Consider the following 22,078-nt stretch of genomic DNA (forward strand, 5'->3'; position numbering starts at 1 on the left):
GCAGCCCCCTCTCGATGAGCCCTTGACCCGAGGTGGGGCCCTCCGCCCGGAGTGCGCTGACCGGGAGGCTCAGACGATGAGCTCCCCGGCCCCGATCGTCGGGACCGCAGCGAGCAACTCGCGCGTGTAGGGATGCTCCGGGTCACCGAAGACGCGGTCGGCCTCTCCGTATTCGACGACCTCTCCCCCGCGCATCACCAGGATGTCGTCGGCGACGTGGTGGATGACGCCGAGATCGTGCGAGATGAAGACCAGCGAGACACCGGTTTCCACCTGCAACATCGCGAGCAGGTCGAGGATGCGGGCCTGGATCGAGACATCGAGAGCCGACACCGGCTCATCGCACACGATCACCGACGGTTCCGGCGCCAGCGCACGGGCGATGGCGACACGCTGTCGCTGCCCTCCGGACAGGTGCAGCGGGTGACGCCGGCGGAACGCATCCGAGAGTCCGACACTGTCGAGCAACTCGGAGATGCGGTCGTCGAGCGCTGTTCCGCGCAGGTTCCGCGAACGCAGGCTGTCGCGCAGGATGCGTTCGACGTTCCACCGGGGATCGAAAGAGCTGAGCGGGTCCTGGTAGATGACGGAAATCTGATGACGGTTCGCGCGTCGTTCGACATCGGACAGCGCACTCCACGGGCGCCCGTTCAACTCGACGGTCCCCGAGTCCGGGTCGGTCAGCCCGAGGACCATGCGTGCAGTTGTCGTTTTGCCCGACCCGGATTCGCCGACGATGCCGAGCGTCTTGCCGGGCAGGACGTCGAAGCTCACACCCTGTACCGCGGGTCGCTCCGTCTTGTTCCTGCCCTCGAAGGACTTTCGAAGATCGCGTACACGCAGCGCGGGAGGCGCACCGGCAGCGGAGGCCGTCGGGGGTTCCGGCAGCGTCTCGCCGCTGGTCAGGAGCGTGCCCTTGGAGGTGCGCGATGGCACCGACGACAGCAGGCTCTTCGTGTAGTCGTGCGTCGGGTTGCGCAGCACATCGTCGGTGGAGCCGTACTCGACGATCTCCCCCTGCCGCATCACCGCGACGCGGTCGGCAAGACGCGCGACGACCGCGAGGTCGTGGGAGATGAGGATGACGCCGTTGCCCCGGTCCTTCGCCTCGCCGAGGACGTCGAGGATCTGGGCCTGGACGGTGGCGTCGAGAGCGGTGGTCGGTTCGTCCGCGATGAGCAGTTTCGGGTCCTGGGCGAGAGCCGAGGCGATCAGCGCACGCTGTCGGAGACCACCGGAGAGTTCGTGCGGTCGCTGGGCAGCGCGAACGCCGGGTTCGGGAACCCCGACCAGCGTCAGTAGTTCGATGATCTTCTCCTCCCGTTCGGCACGTCGGCGCGGTGATCGGTTCCGGAAGAGACCGCCGCCGTGGGAGCCCGAGTGGGCGGTCAGGGCCTCCCCGATCTCGCTTCCGACGGTGCGCAGTTGATCCAACGACACCAGGGCGTCCTGGAGGACGAATCCGATGCCCCGACCGCGCAGACGACGCCAGTCCCGGTCCTTGTACCCGAGGAGGGAGCGACCGTCGAAAGCAACCGTCTCGGCGCTGATCCGGGCCCCTTCACCGGTGAGTCCGATGAGGGTGCGGGCGGTGACGGACTTACCCGACCCGGATTCGCCGACGATCGCGAGGCATCCGCCTGCGTTCACCGAGAACGAGACTCCTTTGACCACCTCGCGGCCGCCGAAGGTCACGTGCAGGTCCCGGATCTCGGCGAGCGGTGTGGTGGAGTCGCCGGTGTCGGCGACGTCGTCGGTCCGGGCCTCGAGGGGAGTCGCGACTACGGTCATCGGGTGGTTCCTTCCAGACGGGCGCCGAGGTGGCGTCCCACGGTGGTGAATGCCAGGGCGGTGATCACGATGACAAGGCCCGGGAAGATCTCGAGCCACCAGGCCACGGTGATGTAGGTGCGTCCGGCGTCGAGCAGGGCGCCCCACTCGGGTGACGGGGGCGCGACGCCGAGACCGAGATAGGCCAACCCCGAGGCCCAGATGATCGCCTGACCGACGCCCAGTGTCGCGGTGACGATCATCGGTCGTAGTGCGTTGGGAGCGATGTGCTGCACGAGGATTCGCGTCCGCGAGTGCCCGAGCGCCGTCGCCGCCTCGATGTAGGCGGCATTGCGGACGGTCAGGACCTGGCCGCGGATGATACGTGCATAGCCCGGGGCGATACCGATCCCGATCGCGAAGATCAGCGTGTACGGGCCGGGGCCGAACACCGATGTCAGCAGGAGCCCGAGCAGGATCGTCGGGAAGGCGAACAGCACATCGATCCAACGATTGGCCAGAGCCTGCGCGATCCGCCCCGACAGGCCGGCCGTGATTCCCAGCGCCACGGCGAGGACCAGTGCCACCGCCACCGCTCCGAGACCGATGGCGAGGGACTGCTTGGTGCCGAAGATGATGCGGCTCAGCAAGTCTCGACCCGACAGGTCGGTACCGAACGGGTGCGCCCACGTCGGCGGCGACAGCGTCGCATCGAGGTCGATGGCAAGCGGGTCGTACGGAGCGATCAGACCAGGTACGACCGCTGCCAGGAACAGCAGGACGAGGACGCCGAGCGCGGCGATCACGGTGGGTGGCAGCGCCCACGGCCGGCGCGAGGTCTCCGGCAGTGCGGTGACCGTGCTCCGTGAGGTCTTGATCGACGAGGTCTTGTCGGATGATGTCGCCTCAGACGACGCCGAGTTGGGTGCCGTCCCGGTGGACGGTTTCTGGATGGTCACGGGACCTCGATCCGGGGGTCGATGACGGTGTAGAGGAAGTCGACCAGCAGGTTGGCGACGGTGTAGATGGCGGCGACGAGCACGACGATGCCGCTGACCAGCGGGACGTCGCGCGAGCTGGCGGCTGCGACGAGGGTCTGTCCGATTCCGGCCCGGGCGAAGACGGTCTCGGCGATGACCGCACCCGAGAGCAGCGCACCCATGGCCCAACCGGACACGGTGACAGCAGGGATGACCGAGTGGCGCAGCACATGTCGAGCACGAACCGACAGGTCGCCGAGACCACGGCTTCGAGCAGTGAGAACGAAAGGCTGGTCGAGTGCCCGGGCGAACTCGTCGCGAGCGATGCTGCCGAGGAACCCGGCCAGCGGTATCGCCAGCGTGAGCACCGGCAGGACCAGTCCTCGCAGCGAGTTGCCGCTCTCGACCGGGAACCAGGCGAGATCGATGGCGAAGACCACCAACAGGATCGACCCCAGCCAGTACTGCGGGAGACCGGCGCTCACGGTCTCGAGCAGGGCGCCGAGCGCTCCGCCCGGACCGCGGCGGCCGGCGGTCAGCGTCGTGGTCACCAGGACCAGCAGCCAGGCCACGACCAGGGCGCTGACGGTGAGTACCAGGGTGGGACCCAGCTGGGCGGCGATCACGTCGGTGACGGGTTCACTCAGCTGGTACGACGTCCCGAGGTCACCGCGCAGCAGGCCCTGGAGGTAGTGCAGGTACTGCTGCCAGATCGAATCGGTGAACCCGAACTGGTCGTTGACCGGGCCCAGTTCGTCAGGAGTGCGTTCGCGGCTCTCCCCCGACGACAGGTTCAACAGCAACGTCGCGCGGTCACCGGGTGCGAGCACCTGCAGGAGGAACGTGACCGTCGCAGCCGCCCACAGCACGAACACGGCCGAGCCGAGTTTGCCGAGCCAGCGGAGCCACACCGCGGAGCCTCCGCGGCGTCGACTCCGGACCCGCTCGGGCGCCGACTCCGGGTCGATGATCGTCGTCTTGTCGACCCGGATGGTCATCGCACAAACCTCGCATCCGCGAACACTGGTTCACCTTGGGATTTCTCGACCCACACGTCGTGCAGCTTGGGATCGGCCGCGATCGAGGTCGTCTGTGTGTAGAGGCCGATCGACAGTGCCTGGTCACCGATCAGCTTCTGGGCCTTGCTGTAGAACTCGCGCTGCTCGGCCGGGTCCGCCGAACTGTTGGCCTTCTCGATGAAACCCTGCAGGACCGGGTCGTTGTAGTAGGCCGTGTTGTGCGGGTTGGGCGAATCCTCGAGCCGCTGACGCCAGTTGATGTGGAGCAGTCCCGGGGTCGGGCTCGTCCAGTAGCCGACGTAGGCGTCGTAGGTGGGCGCCTTGGCGTAGTTGCCGCCGAAGTACTCGCTCTGCGTCGCCGGGACGAGTTCGATGTCGAAACCGACGTCGCGCGCCTGGTAGGCGATGTTCTGCAGGATCGCCGCCCCCTCGGGTCCGACGATGGCGTCGGCGGCGTACACCACGCGTGCGGTGAGACGCCGGCCGTCCTTGGTGCGGATGCCGTCGGAGTCGCGGGCAGTCCAACCGGCCTGGTCGAGCAGAGCATTCGCCTTGTCCGGGTTCCGGACATAGGCGCCGGCGGCCGGGTCGTAGTCTGGGGTGCTCTGACTCAGCGCGCCGTTCGAGTTGAACGGCACGACGCCGAGAAAGGCTGTCTCGACTGCCTTCTCGCGGTCGGCCGAGTAGGCGAACGCCTGACGCACCCGGACGTCGTCGAATGGTGCGTGGTCGACGTTGAGAGTGATCGCGTTGGGGCGTCCCGGCGTCACGTACTGCTTGGTCTGGAACCGCGTTGTCGCGTCAGCCCAGTTGATGGCCGGGACGTTGTAGATGACATCGGATGATCCGCTGGTCAACGAGCCGTACCGCAGCACCGGGTCCTTGAGGAACTTCCAGATCACCTTGTCGACATAGGCGGGGCCCTGGTGTTTCGCGTTGGCCGGTGCCGAGTTGTAGTCCGGGTTCCGCACGAAGGTGATGCTGCGGTTGCGATCCCAGCGTTCGATGATGAACGGTCCGGACCCGACGGGCTTGGAGCAGTTCTCTTTCTTCCCCCGCGCGAGCGCGGTCGGCGACTGAATCCCGAAGTAGCCCTGGGTCAGAACCGTCAGCAGCGGACTGTACGGCTGCTTCAGGTGCAGGGCATAGGTGTTGCGATCGAGAACCTCGCCGCCGGCGTAGTACTGCCCGATGTAGGCCATCACCGTTCCGTTGGGGGCGTCCGGATCGAGGTACTTGTCGAAGTTGGTCTTCACCGCGGCCGCGTCGAGATCGGTTCCGTCGCTGAACTTCACATCGGGCTTGAGGCGGAAGGTGTAGGTCTTGCGATCCGGGGAGATCTCCCAGCTCGTCGCCAGCCACGGCACCACCGTCCCGTCGTCGTCGAGCGAGACGAGGTTGTCGAGATATTGCCGTGCGAGATAAGCGTTCTGCACCCAGCCGCCGTGGATGCACGGTGGTTCCTGCTCGTGTCCGTACTCGATGACGCCGCCGTCGAGGTAGTCGCCGGCCGCTGCGGGAACGCCAGTCGACGTACCGTCTCCGGTGGCCGGGCGTTCGCCGCACGCCGACAGCAGCGCAGCGGCCGACAGGCCGACTGCCAGTAGGGCTCGAGTCCGTCTGGAACGGACAGATCTGAACACGCCAGGTACTCCTCGATATCGAGAGTCGTGAATCGACAGTGGTGGAAAGCCGACTAGAACAAGGTCGGACCGCGGGGATCGGCGGGCCGGCGCCGATGTCGCGACACGCTGAAACGGCAGCGGTGACCCGCGGTCAGCTCGTACGGTAATGATCGGCGGCGTCGACGTCAGTCTTTGGATTCACCCTGAGCACAACGACGCACGGGACGATGGGCGAAAGTACCGTCGTCCGGGTGTCAGAGCCAAAACCCTTGCGTTTCGCCGCATTCGTGATGAACACGACGTCCCACATCCTGCACGGGGCATGGCGTGCTCCCGATGCGCGACAGACGGACTTCAACTCCCTCCAGCACTGGATCGACCTCGCAAAGACGTTGGAAGAGGCCAGATTCGACTTCATCTTCTTCGCCGACGTCGTCGGACTCTACGACGACTACCAGGGCGACTGGAAGAAGTTCGTCGACACCGGCCTACAGATCCCGAGCAACGATCCGCTGGTTCTCGCCTCCGCGCTCGCATCGCACACCGAGAACCTCGGCATCGCGATCACCAGCTCGATCCTGCAGGAACACCCCTTCGACTTCGCCCGCAAGATCTCCACACTCGATCACGCCTCCAACGGTCGAATCGCGTGGAACATCGTCACCAGCCTGTCCCAGAACGCCTGGCGCAACTTCGGATACGACGGCATCACCGCCCACGACGATCGCTACGCATGGGCCGAGGAGTACGTCGACGTCGTCTACAAGCTCTGGGAGGGCAGCTGGGACGACGGCGCCCTGATCCAGGACAAGGTCCGCGGCATCCACGCCGATTTCGACAAGGTGCACAAGATCCATCACGTCGGCGACCGGTACCGCGTCGAGGGACCCCACCTGGTCGCCCCGTCGCCGCAGCGCACACCGGTGCTGTTCCAGGCAGGCTCGTCGCCCACGGGCCGTCGGTTCGCCGCACGCAACGCCGAGGCACAGTTCATCGTGTCACCCACGCCGCAGGCGGCGAAGGGACTCGTCGACGACACCCGCCGTCTGGCCGCCGCGGCCGGCCGCGATCCGCAGGACATCCAGTTCTTCCAGGGACTCTCCTTCGTCATCGGCAGCACCGAGGAGGAGGCACGGCGGAAGGCCGCCGAGCTCGACGAGTACATCGATCCGAGCACGATCATCGCCCACTCTGCGGGTGGTCTCGGGTTCGATCTCGGGTTCTACGACCTCGACACCCCGATCGGCGAGATCAAGACCGAGGGCACGCAGAGCACGCTGCTGTGGCTGCGCGAGGCCGTGCCCGACCGTGAGCCGACCGTCCGCGACCTGGCAGAACTGCGCAGCCGCAGTGGACGCGTCGTCGGCACGCCGGAGCAGATCGCCGATCGCCTCGCCGAATGGCGCGACGCGGGGGTCGGTGGCGTCAACGTCATCAACGCGACGATCCCGAACAGCTACATCGAGTTCGCCGAGCATGTCCTGCCGGTATTGCGTGAGCGCGGACTGGCCCAACGGGAGTACGCGCCGGGCACCAGCCGGCGCAAGCTGACGGGCCGGGACACCCTCCCGGACACGCATCCCGCCGCGGCCTACCGGGGCGCGTTCGCCGAGAAGGTCGAGGTGCCCGCATGAGCGTCCTGACCCGTGTCGTCTCCGATCGCTCGACGATCCTGTCCGAGATCGCCGCCGAAGCCGCCGCGCGCGAACTGACCGGGGTCGACCCGCACGCCCAGGTACGACTGCTGAGTGAATCCGGTTACACCGCTCTGACTCTCGACGACGCATCCGGCCCCGGTGCCGGTGCGCCCGAGCTGTTCGGATTCCTCATCGACCTCGCCCGCGCCGATCCGATCGTCGCCCACATCCTGCGGGCACACTTCTGGTTCGTCGAGCAGATCCGCCGACTCCCCCAAGGACCCGTCCGCGACCGCTGGACCGCGGAGATCGCCGCGGGGAAGGTGTTCGGCAACGCGACCAGTGAACGCACCGGGAACGCGGGTTCGCTCTCCTTCCGGACCGAACTGCGTGCCATCGACGGCGGGTGGTTGCTGACCGGGGCCAAGTTCTACAGCACCGGCACCGCATTCTCGGACTACGTGTCGGTCACCGCGACGGTACGCGGCGGCGAGTTCGACGGCCAGGTCGCTCGAATCGTCCTGCCCGTCGGTCGCGAGGGGGTCACCGTCGTCGACGACTGGGACGGGATCGGCCAGAACCGCACCGGTACCGGAACCACCACCCTGGACAGTGTCCGGGTGACCGCCGACGACGTCCTGGCCTTCACCGACCCGGCGTCGACCGCCGCGGTCGCCAACGACGGACCGTTCCTGCAGCTCTACCTGCAGGCACTGATCACCGGAATTCTGCTGTCGGTCGGCGACGATGCGACCACACTTCTGCGGTCACGAACACGGACTTTCGACCACGCCCCCGCCGAGTCACCGCGGCACGACCCTGTGCTGCTCGGCACCGTCGGTGAGATCGACGCGGCCGCCCACGTCGCGCGGGCGGCAGTCCTCGACGCCGCACAGACCATCGAGGAGGCGTTCGCACCGGCACGCAGCGGCGTCATCGAGCCGGACCTGTTCGTCAAGGCATCCATCGCGGCAGCACGGGTCAAGGTCCACGTCGACCGCGTCGGACTGCGTGCCGCCGCCGACCTGTTCGACGTCGGCGGCGCGTCATCGGCCAGCCGGGCCAAGAACCTGGACCGCCACTGGCGCAACATCCGCACCGTCACGCTCCACAACCCCACGTCGTACAAGGCGATCGCACTCGGCGACCTGCTGGTCAACGACACTCCCCTCCCGGCGAACGGTTATTTCTGACCCTCGCTCCTGAGGTGATACGAACACAAGTGACGCTCCCCTCGCTCCCTGAGGTGTGAGGAGCGAAAGCGACGAACCACGAAGGGCCTGGCGACATTCCGTCGCCAGGCCCTTCGTGCTGTCGTTGCCGGATGAGTTCGATCCGGTTGCGTTCTGTGTCGGCAACCGGGACAGAACGCAATCTGGCATACCGAGCCAGGTCTCGAAACTTATGAGACCCCCTTTTGCGACACCGAATCCCGAAAGTCCGCGATCTCTCGAAACTCCCATCGAATCCGTCTCGAATCTCGGGCGCGTCTCGGAATCGGTATCGAGACTTTTGAGATAGAGTTCCGCTTGTGACAGACGAAGCGAGAGGTGGCGCACCGGGGATGTCCCTCGGATACGCGCGCGAGACCCCGGGAGCGCACGCTCTCGGGCCACAGATCGATGCACTGACCGAGGCAGGGGTGGACCCGGGCCGGATCTACACCGATGCCGCCGACCGGACGCAACCCGCGGACCGTCGGGCTGGGATGAACGCCCTACTCGACTACGCGCGAGCCGGTGACACGACGGTGGTCGTGGGCATCGACCGACTGGGCCGTAACATCCGCGAGGTCATGGCCATCACACGTGAACTCGCGAGACGACGCATCGGTCTCCGCTCGTTGCGCGAGGGCATCGACACCGACGACCCGACCGGCGCGATGGTCGTCGGTGTGCTGGCGTCACTGGCCGAACTCGACGACCCCTCCCCCGCGCTCAGCTCGGCGAGGCCACTGACCACACCCCACCGGCGGTCGACGTCGACGGTCGGCCGACCCCGTGTCCTCGACGACGAGCAGGTACTCCGCGCCGAACAGATGCGCGCCGCAGGCGAATCCGTGCCGCGGATCGCCCAGGCGCTGGGGGTCAGCCGGGCAACGCTCTATCGCACCCTCGCCGAAAGGCGCACGGTCCGTTGACGAATCACGAGAACGAGCTCCCCGACCTCGACATCGTCACCGAATACGGCGTCGTCACCCGGCTACCCACGTCTTTCCCGATCTACGATGCCGACCTCGACGAGCACCTCGATCCCGATCTCTTCCAGAAGGGGTTCGAGGACGCGGAGGCCGCGCTGTGTGCGCTCCCGGCCCCGTGGGCACGTCAGCTCGCGTCGTCGACGCTCGCCTGCCCGCCGGACCCGGACGACGAGGAGCCCAGCTACACCCGCGGTTACCGCGCGGCGCTGTACGGGCACCTGCGGCACGCCGGCAAGTGACCATCGACAACACGGAGGACGCAATGGGCACGGGTTCGCACGGCGAGGTGCAGCAGGACGACGGACGATTCCGGGTCACCCGGTGGACGATCGAGCCGGGTGGGGCCATCCCCATGCACCGGCACGACCACGATTACGTCGTCGTTCCGCTCGTCGACGACACCATGTACGCCGTCGCACCGGACGGTTCGGAGGTCGCCGCGGAGCTCCGGATCGGCGAGAGCTACACCCGGAGCGCCGGTGTCGAACACCGCGTCGAAAACCGGGGTTCGACGAACACCATCGTCTTCGTCGAGGTCGAACGGCTCTGACCGCTTTCCCGAGGTGAATCCGGCACACATCGTGCGGTGCTTCGAGTCGGTGCCGAGTCCGTCCACGCCGTATTCTTCAGGCGTGGTTCAACTGACAGTGGGAAGTCATCGCGACGACGCGACGTCCGACGTCGTCCTCTCCGCGCACAAGTTCAACCGGCACACCTTCTGGTGCGGCCAGAGCGGTTCGGGGAAGACCTATGCGCTCGGGGTGGTGCTGGAGCAGTTGCTGCTGAACACCCGACTGCCGCTGCTCATCCTCGACCCGAACGCCGACTTCACCCGGCTTCCGGAGACGCGCGACACCACCGACCCCGATCTCGCCGCGGCCATCGCCGCAACCGACATCCAGGTGCTGCATTCGACCCGACGCGACCTCCCGCAGTTACGGGCGCGGTTCACCGATCTGCCACTGACCGCGAAGGCCGCGGTGCTGCAGCTGGATCCGATCGCCGACGCCGACGAGTACAACGTCCTGCTTCATGCCGACGCCACCCTCAGCGGAGGCGGCGCCGACGACGCACCCGACCAGGACACCTACATCTCGGCGCTGCGCGCATCCGATGAGCCCGGTCACCAGCGGCTGGCCAAGCGGATCGAGAATCTCCAGGTCCTCGACTGGGATCTGTGGGCTCGAGGCGAGGTCGCGGCCACCGACATCATCGACGAACGCCCCCAGGCCACCGTGCTCGATCTGGGCGGGTTCGCCCATCCCGCAGAACCCAAGGTGGCGGCGCTGTCCGTGCTGGAACATCTGTGGGCGCATCGCGAAGAGCGGCGGCCCGTCCTCATCGTGATCGACGAGGCCCACAACATCTGCCCGCCCGTCGCCACCAGCGCGGTCGAGCAGGCCCTCATCGACCGCGTCGTGCAGATCGCCGCCGAGGGACGGAAGTTCGGACTCTGGCTCCTCCTGTCGACACAACGACCGACGAAGATCCACCCCAACGTGCTGTCCCAGTGCGACAACCTCTGCCTGATGCGGATGAACGCGCCACGCGACCTGGCCGAGCTCGCCGACACCTTCGGATTCGTCGGCGAACACATGTTGGCGGAGTCACCCGAGTTCCGGCAGGGCGAGGCACTCTTCGCGGGCGGGTTCATCACCACACCCACCTTCACCCGGATGGGCGCTCGGATCACCGAAGAGGGCGGCGCCGACGTCGGGGTGCCGCTGCTCGCCTGAGCCGGCCCCGGCGGCGCCCCCGGATCGGCGCGCGTCGAGCCCGATCCCGGGTTGCGCCACAACCGTTGTACCGACCGTCGGACGGACGAGGCAGTCAAGGACAAGTCCGATAAAACGGGCGTTCGACCATCTGAACGGATGACGGTGACGGCACGGTCGTTGGCGAATCGTGATCTCCCGGTGACGCTTACGCCCTCATGCTGCTCGTGGTCGGTGCGACCATGGACCGAGTCGGGGGTTGCGGTTCGCGAGCGCGGACCGGGCGCAGTGTCAGTTCGGGCCCGCGTCGCGTTTTCAGCGGTTCAAGTCGGCGGGCCGCACTCTCCTTCGGACAGTGCAAGGTGGTCGAGCGATGAACGAGTCGTCGGGCAACAACGGGCAGATGGTGACCGAGGGCAACCCCGGCGAGCGCGAACTCGCGGGCCTCCGTGCGGAATTGGACAAAATCGACAACCGGTTGCTCGACGACGTCCGCGCCCGGATAGAGATCTGCACCCGCATCGCGTATCTCAAAGAACGCCACGCCATTCCCGTGATGCAGCCGCGCCGAGTGGGAGCGGTGCACGATCACGCGCACCGCTACGCCCTCGATCACGGACTCTCACCACAGTTCCTGCACGATCTCTACGACCTGCTCATCTCGGAGACCTGCCGGGTGGAGGACCTCATCGTGGCGACCGACGAACTGCGCACGAATGGCGCTCCGATCGACCATGCGGACCCCGATCGCGTCCTCGTCCGGCGTTCACCCGCGGACGGCGCTCCCGATACCAGCGTGGGTTGAGGTGGTCGCGGTGCGGACACTGCTGATCGACAACTACGACTCGTTCACCTATAACCTTTTCGCCCTGCTGACAGAGGTGAACGGCCAGGAACCAGTGGTCGTCGCCAACGATGCGCCGTGGTCGTCGGTGAATCTTTCGGCATTCGACAACGTGGTGGTCTCCCCCGGCCCGGGGCGGCCGGACTGCGCCCGCGACTTCGGGATCAGCCGGCGGGCCCTCACCGACAGCGGACTCCCCGTGCTCGGAGTGTGCCTGGGACACCAAGGGTTGTGTCACCTGTTCGGCAGTCCGGTGGTCTCGGCACCGGAACCTCGGCACGGACGGATCAGCGCGGTCCACCACGACGGACAGGGCCTGTTCGCTGGTCTTCCGTCTCCGTTCCGGGCGGTGAGGTACCACTCTTTGGCGGTCCTGGAGGTCCCGGCCGAGCTGGAGGCCCAGGCGTGGTCGGACGACGGCGTCCTGATGGCGGTGCGTCACCGGGAGCTCCCGTTGTGGGGGGTGCAGTTCCATCCGGAGTCGATCTGCACCGAGTACGGGCGCGAACTGCTGTCGAACTTCGCTGCAGCCACGCCGGAGCGAGCGCGGCGACCTCTGGCGGCGAGAACCACCTCCGAGGAACAGCCGACACCGGTGAAGCCGGCGCACGACTTCCGGGTGCGGTCAGAGCAGATGGACCGGGTCGTCGATCCGTCCGCGGTGTACGAGCGCCTGTTTGCCGACGGACCGAACAGCTTCTGGCTCGACGGGTCGGCGGCGAACGAAGCGGGGAGCCGGTTTTCCGTGATGGGTGACTGCTCGGGCCCGCGCGCCGAATACGTGACGTACCGGGTCCCCGAAATGACTGTGCGAGTGCAACATTCGGATGGAACCGAAGAAGAGATCCGCAGCACCTTCTTCGACTATCTCGATGCCCGGTTGCGGGAGCGGTCGGTGGCGCCCAGGCCGGATCTGCCATTCGGGTTCTGCCTCGGCTATGTCGGTTATCTCGGCTACGAGCTCAAGGCGGACACCGGCGGCCAGTTGGCGCACGCGTCCGAACAGGCCGATGCGGCTCTGGTGTTCGCGGACCGGGCCGTCGTGATCGATCACGAACGCGGGTGCGCCCACCTCCTCGCTCTCGAACCGGTCAACGGCGCGGAGCCCGGCACCGTCGACCCGGAGACGGCGCGGTGGTTGTGCGAGACGGCATCGGCCATCCGGGAGCTCCAAGACCATGCCTCCGAACCTGTGGTGACCGCTCCCCCGCTGGTCCAGGAGTCGCACGAGGCGCCGATCCTGTTCCGGCACGACCACCCGACCTACCTGAGGCTCATCGAGCAGTGCTTGGCGGAGATCCGGTCCGGGGAGTCGTACGAGGTATGCCTGACGAATTCGGCGACCGTGCACCGCAGCCTCGACCCGGTCTCCGGCTACTCCTGCCTCCGCGAGATCAGTCCGATGCCCTACAGCGCACTACTCCAGTTCTCGGGGTTGTCGGTGCTCAGCGCATCCCCCGAACGGTTCCTGAAGGTGGGTGCCGATCGCACGGTGGAGTCGAAACCGATCAAGGGCACCCGGCCGCGGTCGGCAGATCCCGTGCAGGACGAGGGGTTCCAGTACGACCTGCGACACAGCGAGAAGGACCGGTCGGAGAACCTGATGATCGTCGACCTCGTCCGCAACGACCTGTCTCGGGTCTGCGAACCCGGCTCCGTGCACGTGCCGTCGCTGTTCGACGTCGAAACCTATTCGCCGGTACACCAATTGGTGTCGACGGTGCGCGGGACCTTGCGCGAGGGAGTGTCCGCGGTGGACTGTGTGCGGGCGGCGTTCCCGGGCGGCTCGATGACCGGGGCGCCGAAGATCCGCACGATGGAGATCATCGACAAACTCGAGGCCGGTCCGCGAGGGGTGTATTCGGGGGCGATCGGCTACTTCTCGCTGACCGGGACCGCCGACCTGTCGATCGTGATCCGAACCATGGTGGCCACCGAATCCGAGGTCACCTTCGGGGTCGGGGGTGCGATCGTCGCGCTGTCGGACCCGGAAGACGAGTTCGAGGAGACGATGGTGAAGGCGCTGTCGATGCGACGCTGCCTGTCCGTCGCCGACGAGAGCGAACCGTGACCTCGTCACCTACCCCCGGTGCCCGGTCGGTCGTCGTGGCCGGCGGTGCGGGGGCGGTCGGCACGATGCTCGCTGACCTGTGGCGCGGTGACGGGGACACCGTGCACGTGCTCGACGCACGCGGCGGCGACGACATCCGATCGCCTGGGCCGGAGGCGGCCGCACTGTTGGGCGAGGCCGACGTGGTCGTCCTCGCGGTCCCGGAGGACGTGGCGTTGGCGGCCGTGAAGGCGGTCAGCACGCTGTTGCGGCCGACAGCGCTGCTGTTGGAAACGCTCTCGGTGAAGTCCCGGTTCTCCTCCGCCGTCGCCGAACTCGCCGGGGACGACGTCGACGGGAGCGGTCCGATCGTCGGGATCAACCCGATGTTCGCTCCGTCCCTCGGCCTTTCGAGCCGGACGGTTGCAGTCGTCGTTCATCGAGACGGTCCTGGTGCGGATCGCCTTCGCGACGACCTCGCGCGGTGGGGCGCACGGGTGGAGATGACGACCGCGGACCGGCACGACCACGTGTGTGCGGCGGTGCAGGCCCTCACCCATGCGGCGATCCTGGCGTTCGGGTACGCGCTCGCCGACCTCGGAGTCGACGCCGACGAAGCGGCCGCTCTGGCCACACCTCCGTTCACGACGATGTCGGCACTGCTGGCACGGATCACCGGCGGCACACCTGAGGTGTATCGGGACGTGCAGGCGTCGAACCCATGTGCACCTGCCGCGCGAGAGGCGTTGGCGCGGGCGGTCTCCCGGGTGTCCGATGCGTCCGCGGGCGACACCGAGGATTTCGCGACATTGCTCACCGAAGCGGGTGAATCGTTGGGCAGTCACGCAGACGACTACGCGCGACTGTGTGCGCAGATGTTCGAGGGGCTGTCACGATGACCGGCCACCTGCCCGAACACGATGCGTCCGACCCGGTGGAGTCGGCGGTCATCGAGGGTCTGGTGCGTAGCTGGCCGCGGCGGGCGACGGTGCGGCGCACCGAACCCGAGCTCGACATCCCCACGATGGACGACCTCTACGACGACACCCGCGACGACTATCCCGAGGTGCTGCTCCCGTTCACGGGGCATCCGACCTGGGAGCAGCTCGACGAAGACGTCCGGACCCGGGTCCGGGCATGGGCGTGGATCGCGTACAACAAGAACGTGGTCGACATCGAACAGGACGTCGTGACACCCGGTTTCGGGCTCCTGTTCCGGGACGTGTTCGGCACCGGGTTCTCTGACGCCGACCGCGCAGCGGTGGTGCAGTCGATGGTCGACGAGGAATACCACACGCTCATGCACCTGAACGCGTCTGCGCTGACCCGACGTCGTCGCGGCTGGGCGTTGCCGGACACGACGTTGCCGGAGTCGTCGACGGTGCGGCGACATCGGGAGGCCCGCGCACAGGCGGAGTCCCCACGAGCGGCCGCGCTCACGACACTGGCGTTCGCGACGGTCGCGGAGACGTCGATCGCGGACTACCTGAGCCTGATCGCCGGGGACCAGACGATCCAGCCGGTACACCAGGCCACCATCGCGCTCCACCGCCGCGACGAGCGCGCCCATGCCTCGGTGGCCGCCGAGATGATCGCCTCGGTCCACGACAAACTCGGTGCCGAGGACCGGAGCTTCCTGGCGCGGGCACTACGCGACGGCGTCGACGCGTTCACCGCCACCGACGGGGCTGTGTGGTCGGCAATCCTGGCCGCAGAGCAGGTCCCGGACGCAGATCAGATGCTGCGCGACGTCGCCGCGGACCCCGAGCGTCGGCGATTCCTCCAGGACTGCAGCGCGATCGACCGGTTGCTCGCGCGATTCGGTGAGCTCGAGTATCGCTGACGGCTCGCAGTACAAACAACAATGGCCAGCACCTTCAGTGCTGGCCATATTGTCGGGCTGACAGGATTTGAACCTGCGACCACTTGACCCCCAGTCAAGTGCGCTACCAAACTGCGCCACAGCCCGTTTGCTCCCCTGCTGAAGCGGAGCGATGTAAAGCCTAGCCGACGACTGCCGTTCGGAACCAATCGCCTGGTCAGACGGTCTTTCCGGCCGGTCTGCAGATGTCGCGGAACGTGGCGTCGACCGCCACGATCAACGACATCTACTGCCGGGGCCTAGCCCGCGGAACGCTTCTTGAACCAGATCCAGCCGCCGGCGACGATCAACGCGCCGACGAGCGAGCACCAGGAATGGACAAACCCACCCTTTTTCGGCAAACGCTCCACCCGACGAGGGGGTGGGTTTGCCGAAAAAGGGTGGGGTTTGTGACGGCGGCCATCAGCGCTTGCGGCGCTGCTCCCGCTTGTCGCGGACACGCACGTTGATGCGCACCGGCGAACCGTCGAAGTTGAACTCCTCGCGCAGACGACGCTCCAGGAAGCGGCGGTAGCCGGCCTCGAGGAAGCCCGTGGTGAACAGCACGAAGGTCGGCGGACGCACCGACGCCTGGGTCGCGAACATCACGCGCGGCTGGCGACCACCACGCAGGGGCGGCGGGTTGGCCGCGATGACGTCCTTGAGCCAGCTGTTCAGCGGTCCGGTCGAGATGCGCTTGTCCCACGCCTCGAGCGCGCTCTCCATCGCGGGCACCAGCTTCTGCACCGAACGACCCGTCGACGCCGAGATGTTCACCCGACGCGCCCACGGCACGCGCGCGAGCTCACGGTCGATCTCCTTGTCGAGCTGGTAGCGACGATCCTCGTCGACCAGATCCCACTTGTTGAACGCGATGACCAGCGCGCGACCGCTCTCGATGATGAGCGACAACACCCGCAGGTCCTGCTCGGTGATCGGCTGCGAGGCATCGATCAGCAGGATCGCCACCTCGGCGGCGTCGAGCGCCGCCCGCGTGCGCAGCGACGCGTAGTACTCGTGACCGCTCGCGGTGCGCACCTTGCGACGCAGACCGGCGGTGTCGACGAAGTTCCAGACCTTGCCGCCCAGTTCGACGATCTCGTCGACGGGGTCGACGGTGGTCCCGGCGACGTTGTCGACCACCGAACGTTCGGTGCCGGCCAGCTTGTTCAGCAACGAGCTCTTGCCCACGTTCGGCTTGCCGACCAGCGCCACGCGGCGCGGACCGCCCAGCACGGGTGCCTCACGCGGAGTCGCCGGCAGCTTCTGCAGGATGACGTCGAGCAGGTCGCCGGCACCGCGGCCGTGTGCCGCCGACACCGGGTGGGGCTCACCGAGCCCCAGCGACCACAGGGCGGCCGTGTCGGCCTCCATCCGCTCGCTGTCGACCTTGTTGGCGCACAGGATCACCGGCGTCTTCGACCGGCGCAGGACGCGTGCCACGGCCTCGTCGGTCGCAGTGGCACCGACCGTTGCGTCGACGACCACGACGATCGCATCAGCGGTGCGCATCGCTAGTTCGGCCTGCGCCGCGACGGCCTGCTGCAGGCCCTTCGCGTCAGGCTCCCAGCCGCCGGTGTCGACGACGGTGAAGCTGCGTCCGGACCAGCTCGCCGAGTAGGACACACGGTCGCGCGTGACGCCGGGGATGTCCTCGACGACGGCCTCGCGCCGGCCGAGGATGCGGTTGACGAGGGTGGACTTGCCCACGTTCGGGCGTCCGACGATCGCCAGCACCGGCATGTGCTCGACCTCGGCGGCGCCGTCGGCGCCCTCGATATCGGCCAGCTGCCAATCGGATTCGTCCGACCAGATGCCGTCGCCGGGCAACGCTGTCAGGTCGGTCTCGAAGTTGTCGCTCACCGTTCTGATACTCCGATCCGGGTCTCGACGAGGCCACTCAGTTCGTCGAGCACCTCCATGAGGGTCTTGTCACTGGTGTCGACGACGACGGAGTCGTCGGCGGCACGCAGCGGCGACACCGCGCGCGTCGAATCCAGATGATCTCGACGGTTCACGCTGTCGAGGACCGATGCGTAATCGCTGTCGCGTCCCGCGGCCACATTCTGCTTGTGCCGCCGGTCTGCTCGGGCCTCCGGCGTCGCGGTCAGGAAGATCTTGACGTCGGCAGCCGGGAACACCACGGTCCCGATGTCGCGACCCTCGACCACCACGAAGCGTCCCTGCGCGTTCTGTCGCTGCAGCGCAACGAGTTTGGTGCGCACCTCGGGAACCGCGGACACCGCCGACACCGCACTGGTGACGTGGTCGGTCCGGATCGGGCCGGACACGTCGCGACCGTCGAGCAGCACCGTCGACGACCCGTCGCCGTTGGGGATCAGCTCGATGTCGACCGCATCGACGACCCGGGCGATACCGGCCGGATCATCAAGTGCCACACCTGCGTCGAGAACCGCCAGGGTCACCGCGCGGTACATCGCACCGGTGTCGAGGTAGCTGGCGCCGACCTTGTCGGCGAGCAGCTTCGACACCGACGACTTGCCCGTGCCGGCCGGCCCGTCGATCGCGACGACGCGCGTCGTGCCAGCGGTCACAGTCCGACCGCCTTGTACAAGCCGCCGACCTCGTCGTTGCCGAGAACACGCAGGCTGCCGGGCCGCTGCTCCCCCAGCGCGACCGTACCCACATGGGTGCGAACGAGTTTCGTGACCGGGAAACCGACCTCGTCCATCATGCGGCGCACGATGCGGTTACGACCCTCGTGCAAGGTGATCCGCACCAGCGACTGTCCCTCGTGGACCTCGATCACGGTGAACTTGTCGACCTTGACCGGGCCGTCGTCGAGTTCGATGCCCTCGCGGAGGTGACGGGCGATGCCGCGCGGCACCTCGCCCTTCAGGGTGGCGAGGTAGGTCTTGGGCACCTCGAACGACGGGTGCATCAGCCGGTGGGCCAGCTCCCCGTCGTTGGTCAGGAGCAGCAAACCCTCGGTGTCGGCGTCGAGCCGGCCGACGTGGAACAGACGCTGGCCGGCCATCACGCGTTCGGCGACCACGTCACCGACGCACGGACGCCCCTGGTCGTCGGCCATGGTCGACTGCCAGCCCTTGGGCTTGTTGAAGGCGAGGTACTGCTTGGTCTCGTCCATGATCACGCGCGCATCGTCGACGTGGATGATCGCGGTGTCGGGGTTGATGCGCAGACCCTGCTCGGTGACGACCTTGCCGTCGACCTTCACACGTCCGGCGGCGATCATCTCCTCGGCGCCGCGGCGCGAGGCCACACCGGCCTGGGCGAGGACCTTCTGGAGTCGGACGCCGTCTGCGACGAATTCCGGCCCGTTGCCGCTCACCTGCTCCGGAGCCACCTGGTGGCGTGCGGGCCGGGCGTTGTTGAGCCGGATCTTCCCGACGTCGGCATTGGGTTTCGACGACCCCTTGCGGTGCGTCTTCTTCGTTCGCGGTTGCTGTGCGGGGGCGCCCTTACGGCGTTTTCCCGGTGAGCCATCTCGGCCAGCGGAAGCCATTCTTCTCAATCCTGTGTTCGTCGGATCCGTGCGGATCTAGTCATCGTTCAGGTCACCGTCGGTGACCAGTACCTTCGAGTCTGACGCCTGAGGCGACAGTTTGGCGAATCGGGGATCCGACAGCAGCTCGTCGTCGAGGCTGTCGATGAGGTCGACGTCGGGTAGCAGGGGCGCCAGATCGGGCAGTTCCGACAGCGATGCGAGGCCGAGTCGTTCGAGGAACAACTCGGTGGTCGCATAGGTCGTGGCGTTGGTCTGCGGGTCCTGGCCGACCTCGTTGATCAGGCCACGGGCGACCAGGGTCCGGATCACGCCGTCGACGTTCACACCTCGGATCGCGCTGACCCGCGCGCGGGTCACCGGCTGCCGGTAGGCGATCACGGCCAGTGTCTCCAGTGCCGCGCGCGTCAGCTTCGACCGTGCCCCGTCGAGCAGCAATCGTTCGACGTACGGCGCGTAGTCCGCGCGGGTGTAGAAACGCCAGCCGTCGCCGGCGAACCGCAGGTCGATGCCGCTGCGCGCCGCGGTGAGCTCGGACGACATCGCGTTGAGCATGTCGCGCACCCGGGACCGGTCCTGGTCGACGGCGTTGGCCAGTTCCTCGGTGGTCACCGGGGTGTCGACGACGAGCAGCACGGCCTCCAGCGCCGCCCGCAGCGTCGCGTCATCGAGGACCTCGACCTCGTCCTCCCCTGTCAGCGCCGTCTGTTCGGGATCGGCCGGGCCGGGATCGCTCGCACCGTTGTCAGACGGCACGGCCTCGGCCACCGCACCCGGCTCGTCCGCGTCCGCCACGGCTTCGTCGTTCATGGCCTCGTCGTTCACATCGTCGGCGTCGTCGATCGGTCCGTCGGTCATCCGTAATCCTCTGCCTTGTCGATGCGCAGGTCGTCGATCTCGCGTTCTCCGGTCCACATCACCGCGAGATCGCCGAGAGCCTCGGGTTGTTCGAAGGTGATGGCTGCCTCGCGGTAGAGCTCCAGCAGGCCGAGGAAGCTGCCGACGATCTCCAGGCCGGTCTCACAGTCGGCGGTGAGCACGCGGAACGGGACCCATTCGCCGGTCGACGCGCTGAGCAGCGCCGCCATCCGACGCGCCTGACCCGGCACCGAAACCGACTGCACGTCGTGCAGGTGGTCGAGTCCGACGGTCGGCACCGGCCGCGGGGTCAGCGCCGTCGCGGCGACCTGCACGAAACCAGCGGCGTCGACACCCAGGGTGACCTCCGGCAGCAGGTCCTCGAACCGCTGCTCCAGCGAGACCGCACGCGGATAGCGTTGCAGTGCAGCGGCTTCCAGCTCGCCGAACAGCTGCGCCACCTGCTTGTACGCGCGGTACTGGAGCAGTCGTGCGAACAGCAGGTCGCGGGCTTCGAGAAGTGCGAGGTCCTCGGGGTCGTCGACCTCGCCCGAGGGCAGCAACCGTGCCGCCTTGAGGTCGAGCAGCGTGGCCGCCACGACGAGGAACTCGGTGGTCTGGTCGAGCCCGACCTCCGGCCCGAGTTCGCGGGTGTAGGCGATGAAGTCGTCGGTCACCACGTGCAGCGCGACCTCGGTGACATCGAGCCGGTGCTGCGAGATGAGGTTCAGCAGCAGGTCGAACGGGCCCTCGAAGTTGCGCAGTTTGACCCGGAAGCCGGATTCGGTGGCCTCGTCGTTCTCCTCGGGCGCGTCACCGGCCGGCGCCGACGCCTCGATCGGCGCGGCCGCTCCGGGTCCGTCCACCTCAGGCCCGTCCACGTCGGGTCCGTCCACTTCCGGCGCAGAAGGATCGGACACGGCCGGGTCGGTGTCGACGGTCATGCGCCCTTGAGGTTGCGCGCGATCACCTCACGCGCCAGCGCCCGATACGCCTTCGCACCGGCCGAGCGGGGTGCCCAGGACGTGATCGGTTCACCGGCGACGCTCGTCTCGGGGAAGCGGACGGTACGCGAGATCACGGTGTCGTAGACGGCCTCGCCGAACACCTCGACGACACGTGCCATCACCTCGCGGGAGTGCAGCGTGCGGGCGTCGAACATGGTGACGAGGATGCCGCCGAGGTCCAGGCGCGGGTTGAGGCGGTCGCGCACCTTGTTGATCGTGTCGGTGAGCAGCGCCAGGCCGCGCAGTGAGAAGTATTCGCACTCCATCGGGATGAGCACGGTGTCCGCGCAGGCCAGGGCGTTCACGGTGAGGAGCCCGAGCGAGGGCTGGCAGTCGATGAGCACCACGTCGTAGCGGTCCAAGACGGGGTGCAGTGCACGGCCCAGGGACTGCTCCCGGCCCACCTCGGTGACGAGCTGGATCTCCGCGGCGGAGAGATCGATGTTGCTGGGCAGCAGGTCGAGTCCGTCGACGCGTGTACGCATCAGCACGTCGTCGGTGGCCACCTGCGGCGGGACGAGGAGGTTGTAGACCGTCTGCTCGAGTTCGTGGTGCGGCACACCGAGACCCGCCGACAACGCACCCTGCGGGTCGAGATCGACGAGCAGGACGCGACGCCCGTACTCGGCGAGCGCGGCACCGAGATTGATGGTCGAGGTGGTCTTGCCGACCCCGCCCTTCTGATTGCAGACGGCGATGACGGTCGCCGGACCGTGACGATCGAGGGGTCGCGGTTCGGGAACCTCGCGATAGGGCCGTCCGGTGGGGCCGATCTCGTCGGCCGCGTGGTGATCGACCTCGTCGGCGTCATGACCCGGTGAGACCTGGATGCTGTACTGGTCCCCCGCGGAGGTCACGACCACGTCCCCGAACACTCGAGGCGGGTGCCAGACCGCGGTGCGCTCGGAGTGGTCACGTGCCCGCCGCTCCCTTCACTCTTCGGTGTCCGATGCGTGTCGGCCGGGCGGCGGATGCCGGTCCCTGGTCGACGACTCGTATCAGCCTAGGACATCGCGGACGTTCTC

Annotated in this window: 20 protein-coding genes and 1 tRNA gene; 10 read left to right on the forward strand and 11 right to left on the reverse strand. The window is 67.5% G+C overall.

What is annotated here, in order from left to right; genetic code table 11:
- Nucleotides 1-69: 69 nt before the first annotated feature.
- From GONAM_RS01825 to GONAM_RS01840, 4 genes are read right to left on the reverse strand one after another with little or no spacing between them, the layout of a single operon-like run.
- Nucleotides 70-1,791, reverse strand: coding sequence for a dipeptide ABC transporter ATP-binding protein (locus GONAM_RS01825; RefSeq protein ID WP_006865070.1), 1,722 nt, complete (start codon nucleotides 1,789-1,791; stop codon nucleotides 70-72).
- A complete protein-coding gene (locus tag GONAM_RS01830) occupies nucleotides 1,788-2,729 on the reverse strand; it encodes an ABC transporter permease (protein WP_006865071.1) in 942 nt (313 codons plus the stop codon). The genes GONAM_RS01825 and GONAM_RS01830 overlap by 4 nt, the downstream gene beginning before the upstream one ends.
- Entirely contained in the window at nucleotides 2,726-3,748 is a 1,023-nt protein-coding gene (locus GONAM_RS01835) for an ABC transporter permease (protein ID WP_006865072.1), read from the reverse strand. Before GONAM_RS01835 ends, GONAM_RS01830 begins: the two co-directional genes overlap by 4 nt.
- On the reverse strand, nucleotides 3,745-5,412 hold the full coding sequence (locus GONAM_RS01840; RefSeq protein WP_006865073.1) for an ABC transporter substrate-binding protein: 1,668 nt from the start codon (nucleotides 5,410-5,412) through the stop codon (nucleotides 3,745-3,747). The genes GONAM_RS01835 and GONAM_RS01840 overlap by 4 nt, the downstream gene beginning before the upstream one ends.
- A gap of 233 nt (nucleotides 5,413-5,645) precedes the next feature.
- On the opposite strand from GONAM_RS01840, the gene GONAM_RS01845 reads away from it, so the two are divergent.
- The 10 genes from GONAM_RS01845 (at nucleotide 5,646) to GONAM_RS01890 (ending at nucleotide 15,683) form a co-directional block, all read left to right on the forward strand.
- On the forward strand, nucleotides 5,646-7,028 hold the full coding sequence (locus GONAM_RS01845; protein ID WP_006865074.1) for an LLM class flavin-dependent oxidoreductase: 1,383 nt from the start codon (nucleotides 5,646-5,648) through the stop codon (nucleotides 7,026-7,028).
- Nucleotides 7,025-8,224: an acyl-CoA dehydrogenase family protein gene (locus GONAM_RS01850; protein ID WP_006865075.1), complete on the forward strand. Its 1,200-nt coding sequence runs from the start codon at nucleotides 7,025-7,027 to the stop codon at nucleotides 8,222-8,224. The genes GONAM_RS01845 and GONAM_RS01850 overlap by 4 nt, the downstream gene beginning before the upstream one ends.
- Before the next feature lie 371 nt (nucleotides 8,225-8,595).
- Nucleotides 8,596-9,171 (forward strand): recombinase family protein, encoded by a 576-nt coding sequence (locus GONAM_RS01855; protein ID WP_006865076.1) that lies wholly within the window; start codon nucleotides 8,596-8,598, stop codon nucleotides 9,169-9,171.
- Nucleotides 9,168-9,470: a hypothetical protein gene (locus GONAM_RS01860; protein ID WP_006865077.1), complete on the forward strand. Its 303-nt coding sequence runs from the start codon at nucleotides 9,168-9,170 to the stop codon at nucleotides 9,468-9,470. Before GONAM_RS01855 ends, GONAM_RS01860 begins: the two co-directional genes overlap by 4 nt.
- Nucleotides 9,471-9,493: 23 nt before the next feature.
- Nucleotides 9,494-9,781 carry a cupin domain-containing protein gene (locus GONAM_RS01865; protein ID WP_006865078.1) on the forward strand — a complete coding sequence of 96 codons (288 nt, stop codon included), beginning with the start codon at nucleotides 9,494-9,496 and terminating at the stop codon, nucleotides 9,779-9,781.
- An 82-nt stretch (nucleotides 9,782-9,863) separates the two neighbouring features.
- A complete protein-coding gene (locus GONAM_RS01870; RefSeq protein WP_040534954.1) occupies nucleotides 9,864-10,967 on the forward strand; it encodes an ATP-binding protein in 1,104 nt (367 codons plus the stop codon).
- Nucleotides 10,968-11,319: 352 nt separating this feature from the next.
- Nucleotides 11,320-11,751: a chorismate mutase family protein gene (locus tag GONAM_RS01875; RefSeq protein ID WP_006865080.1), complete on the forward strand. Its 432-nt coding sequence runs from the start codon at nucleotides 11,320-11,322 to the stop codon at nucleotides 11,749-11,751.
- Nucleotide 11,752: 1 nt separating this feature from the next.
- A complete protein-coding gene (gene pabB, locus GONAM_RS01880; RefSeq protein ID WP_040534957.1) occupies nucleotides 11,753-13,861 on the forward strand; it encodes an aminodeoxychorismate synthase component I in 2,109 nt (702 codons plus the stop codon).
- Entirely contained in the window at nucleotides 13,858-14,739 is an 882-nt protein-coding gene (locus tag GONAM_RS01885) for a prephenate dehydrogenase dimerization domain-containing protein (RefSeq protein ID WP_006865082.1), read from the forward strand. Before pabB ends, GONAM_RS01885 begins: the two co-directional genes overlap by 4 nt.
- Entirely contained in the window at nucleotides 14,736-15,683 is a 948-nt protein-coding gene (locus GONAM_RS01890) for a diiron oxygenase (RefSeq protein WP_006865083.1), read from the forward strand. The genes GONAM_RS01885 and GONAM_RS01890 overlap by 4 nt, the downstream gene beginning before the upstream one ends.
- Before the next feature lie 52 nt (nucleotides 15,684-15,735).
- Here the strand turns inward: GONAM_RS01890 and GONAM_RS01895 are convergent.
- The 7 genes from GONAM_RS01895 to GONAM_RS01925 form a co-directional block, all read right to left on the reverse strand.
- Nucleotides 15,736-15,809, reverse strand: a tRNA-Pro gene (locus GONAM_RS01895).
- Nucleotides 15,810-16,124: 315 nt separating this feature from the next.
- Entirely contained in the window at nucleotides 16,125-17,564 is a 1,440-nt protein-coding gene (der, locus tag GONAM_RS01900; protein WP_006865084.1) for a ribosome biogenesis GTPase Der, read from the reverse strand.
- Nucleotides 17,561-18,256, reverse strand: a complete 696-nt coding sequence (cmk, locus tag GONAM_RS01905; RefSeq protein WP_006865085.1) for a (d)CMP kinase — start codon at nucleotides 18,254-18,256, stop codon at nucleotides 17,561-17,563. The genes der and cmk overlap by 4 nt, the downstream gene beginning before the upstream one ends.
- A complete protein-coding gene (locus GONAM_RS01910) occupies nucleotides 18,253-19,188 on the reverse strand; it encodes a pseudouridine synthase (RefSeq protein ID WP_006865086.1) in 936 nt (311 codons plus the stop codon). Before GONAM_RS01910 ends, cmk begins: the two co-directional genes overlap by 4 nt.
- A gap of 36 nt (nucleotides 19,189-19,224) precedes the next feature.
- On the reverse strand, nucleotides 19,225-20,046 hold the full coding sequence (gene scpB / locus GONAM_RS01915; protein ID WP_006865087.1) for an SMC-Scp complex subunit ScpB: 822 nt from the start codon (nucleotides 20,044-20,046) through the stop codon (nucleotides 19,225-19,227).
- Entirely contained in the window at nucleotides 20,043-20,990 is a 948-nt protein-coding gene (locus GONAM_RS01920; RefSeq protein WP_006865088.1) for a segregation and condensation protein A, read from the reverse strand. Before GONAM_RS01920 ends, scpB begins: the two co-directional genes overlap by 4 nt.
- Nucleotides 20,987-21,928 (reverse strand): ParA family protein, encoded by a 942-nt coding sequence (locus GONAM_RS01925; RefSeq protein ID WP_006865089.1) that lies wholly within the window; start codon nucleotides 21,926-21,928, stop codon nucleotides 20,987-20,989. The genes GONAM_RS01920 and GONAM_RS01925 overlap by 4 nt, the downstream gene beginning before the upstream one ends.
- Nucleotides 21,929-22,078: the final 150 nt, after the last annotated feature.

The sequence above is a fragment of the Gordonia namibiensis NBRC 108229 genome (genome assembly GCF_000298235.1).
Taxonomy (GTDB): Bacteria; Actinomycetota; Actinomycetes; order Mycobacteriales; family Mycobacteriaceae; genus Gordonia; species Gordonia namibiensis.

What these genes read in the sequence shown, in the direction of transcription:
- GONAM_RS01920 (WP_006865088.1), bottom strand. Translation starts at nt 20,990, where the DNA reads ATGACCGTCGACACCGACCCGGCCGTGTCCGATCCTTCTGCGCCGGAA.
- GONAM_RS01850 (WP_006865075.1), top strand. Translation starts at nt 7,025, where the DNA reads ATGAGCGTCCTGACCCGTGTCGTCTCCGATCGCTCGACGATCCTGTCC.
- GONAM_RS01875 (WP_006865080.1), top strand. Translation starts at nt 11,320, where the DNA reads ATGAACGAGTCGTCGGGCAACAACGGGCAGATGGTGACCGAGGGCAAC.
- GONAM_RS01835 (WP_006865072.1), bottom strand. Translation starts at nt 3,748, where the DNA reads ATGACCATCCGGGTCGACAAGACGACGATCATCGACCCGGAGTCGGCG.
- GONAM_RS01865 (WP_006865078.1), top strand. Translation starts at nt 9,494, where the DNA reads ATGGGCACGGGTTCGCACGGCGAGGTGCAGCAGGACGACGGACGATTC.
- GONAM_RS01910 (WP_006865086.1), bottom strand. Translation starts at nt 19,188, where the DNA reads ATGGCTTCCGCTGGCCGAGATGGCTCACCGGGAAAACGCCGTAAGGGC.
- GONAM_RS01825 (WP_006865070.1), bottom strand. Translation starts at nt 1,791, where the DNA reads ATGACCGTAGTCGCGACTCCCCTCGAGGCCCGGACCGACGACGTCGCC.
- scpB (WP_006865087.1), bottom strand. Translation starts at nt 20,046, where the DNA reads ATGACCGACGGACCGATCGACGACGCCGACGATGTGAACGACGAGGCC.
- GONAM_RS01855 (WP_006865076.1), top strand. Translation starts at nt 8,596, where the DNA reads ATGTCCCTCGGATACGCGCGCGAGACCCCGGGAGCGCACGCTCTCGGG.
- GONAM_RS01890 (WP_006865083.1), top strand. Translation starts at nt 14,736, where the DNA reads ATGACCGGCCACCTGCCCGAACACGATGCGTCCGACCCGGTGGAGTCG.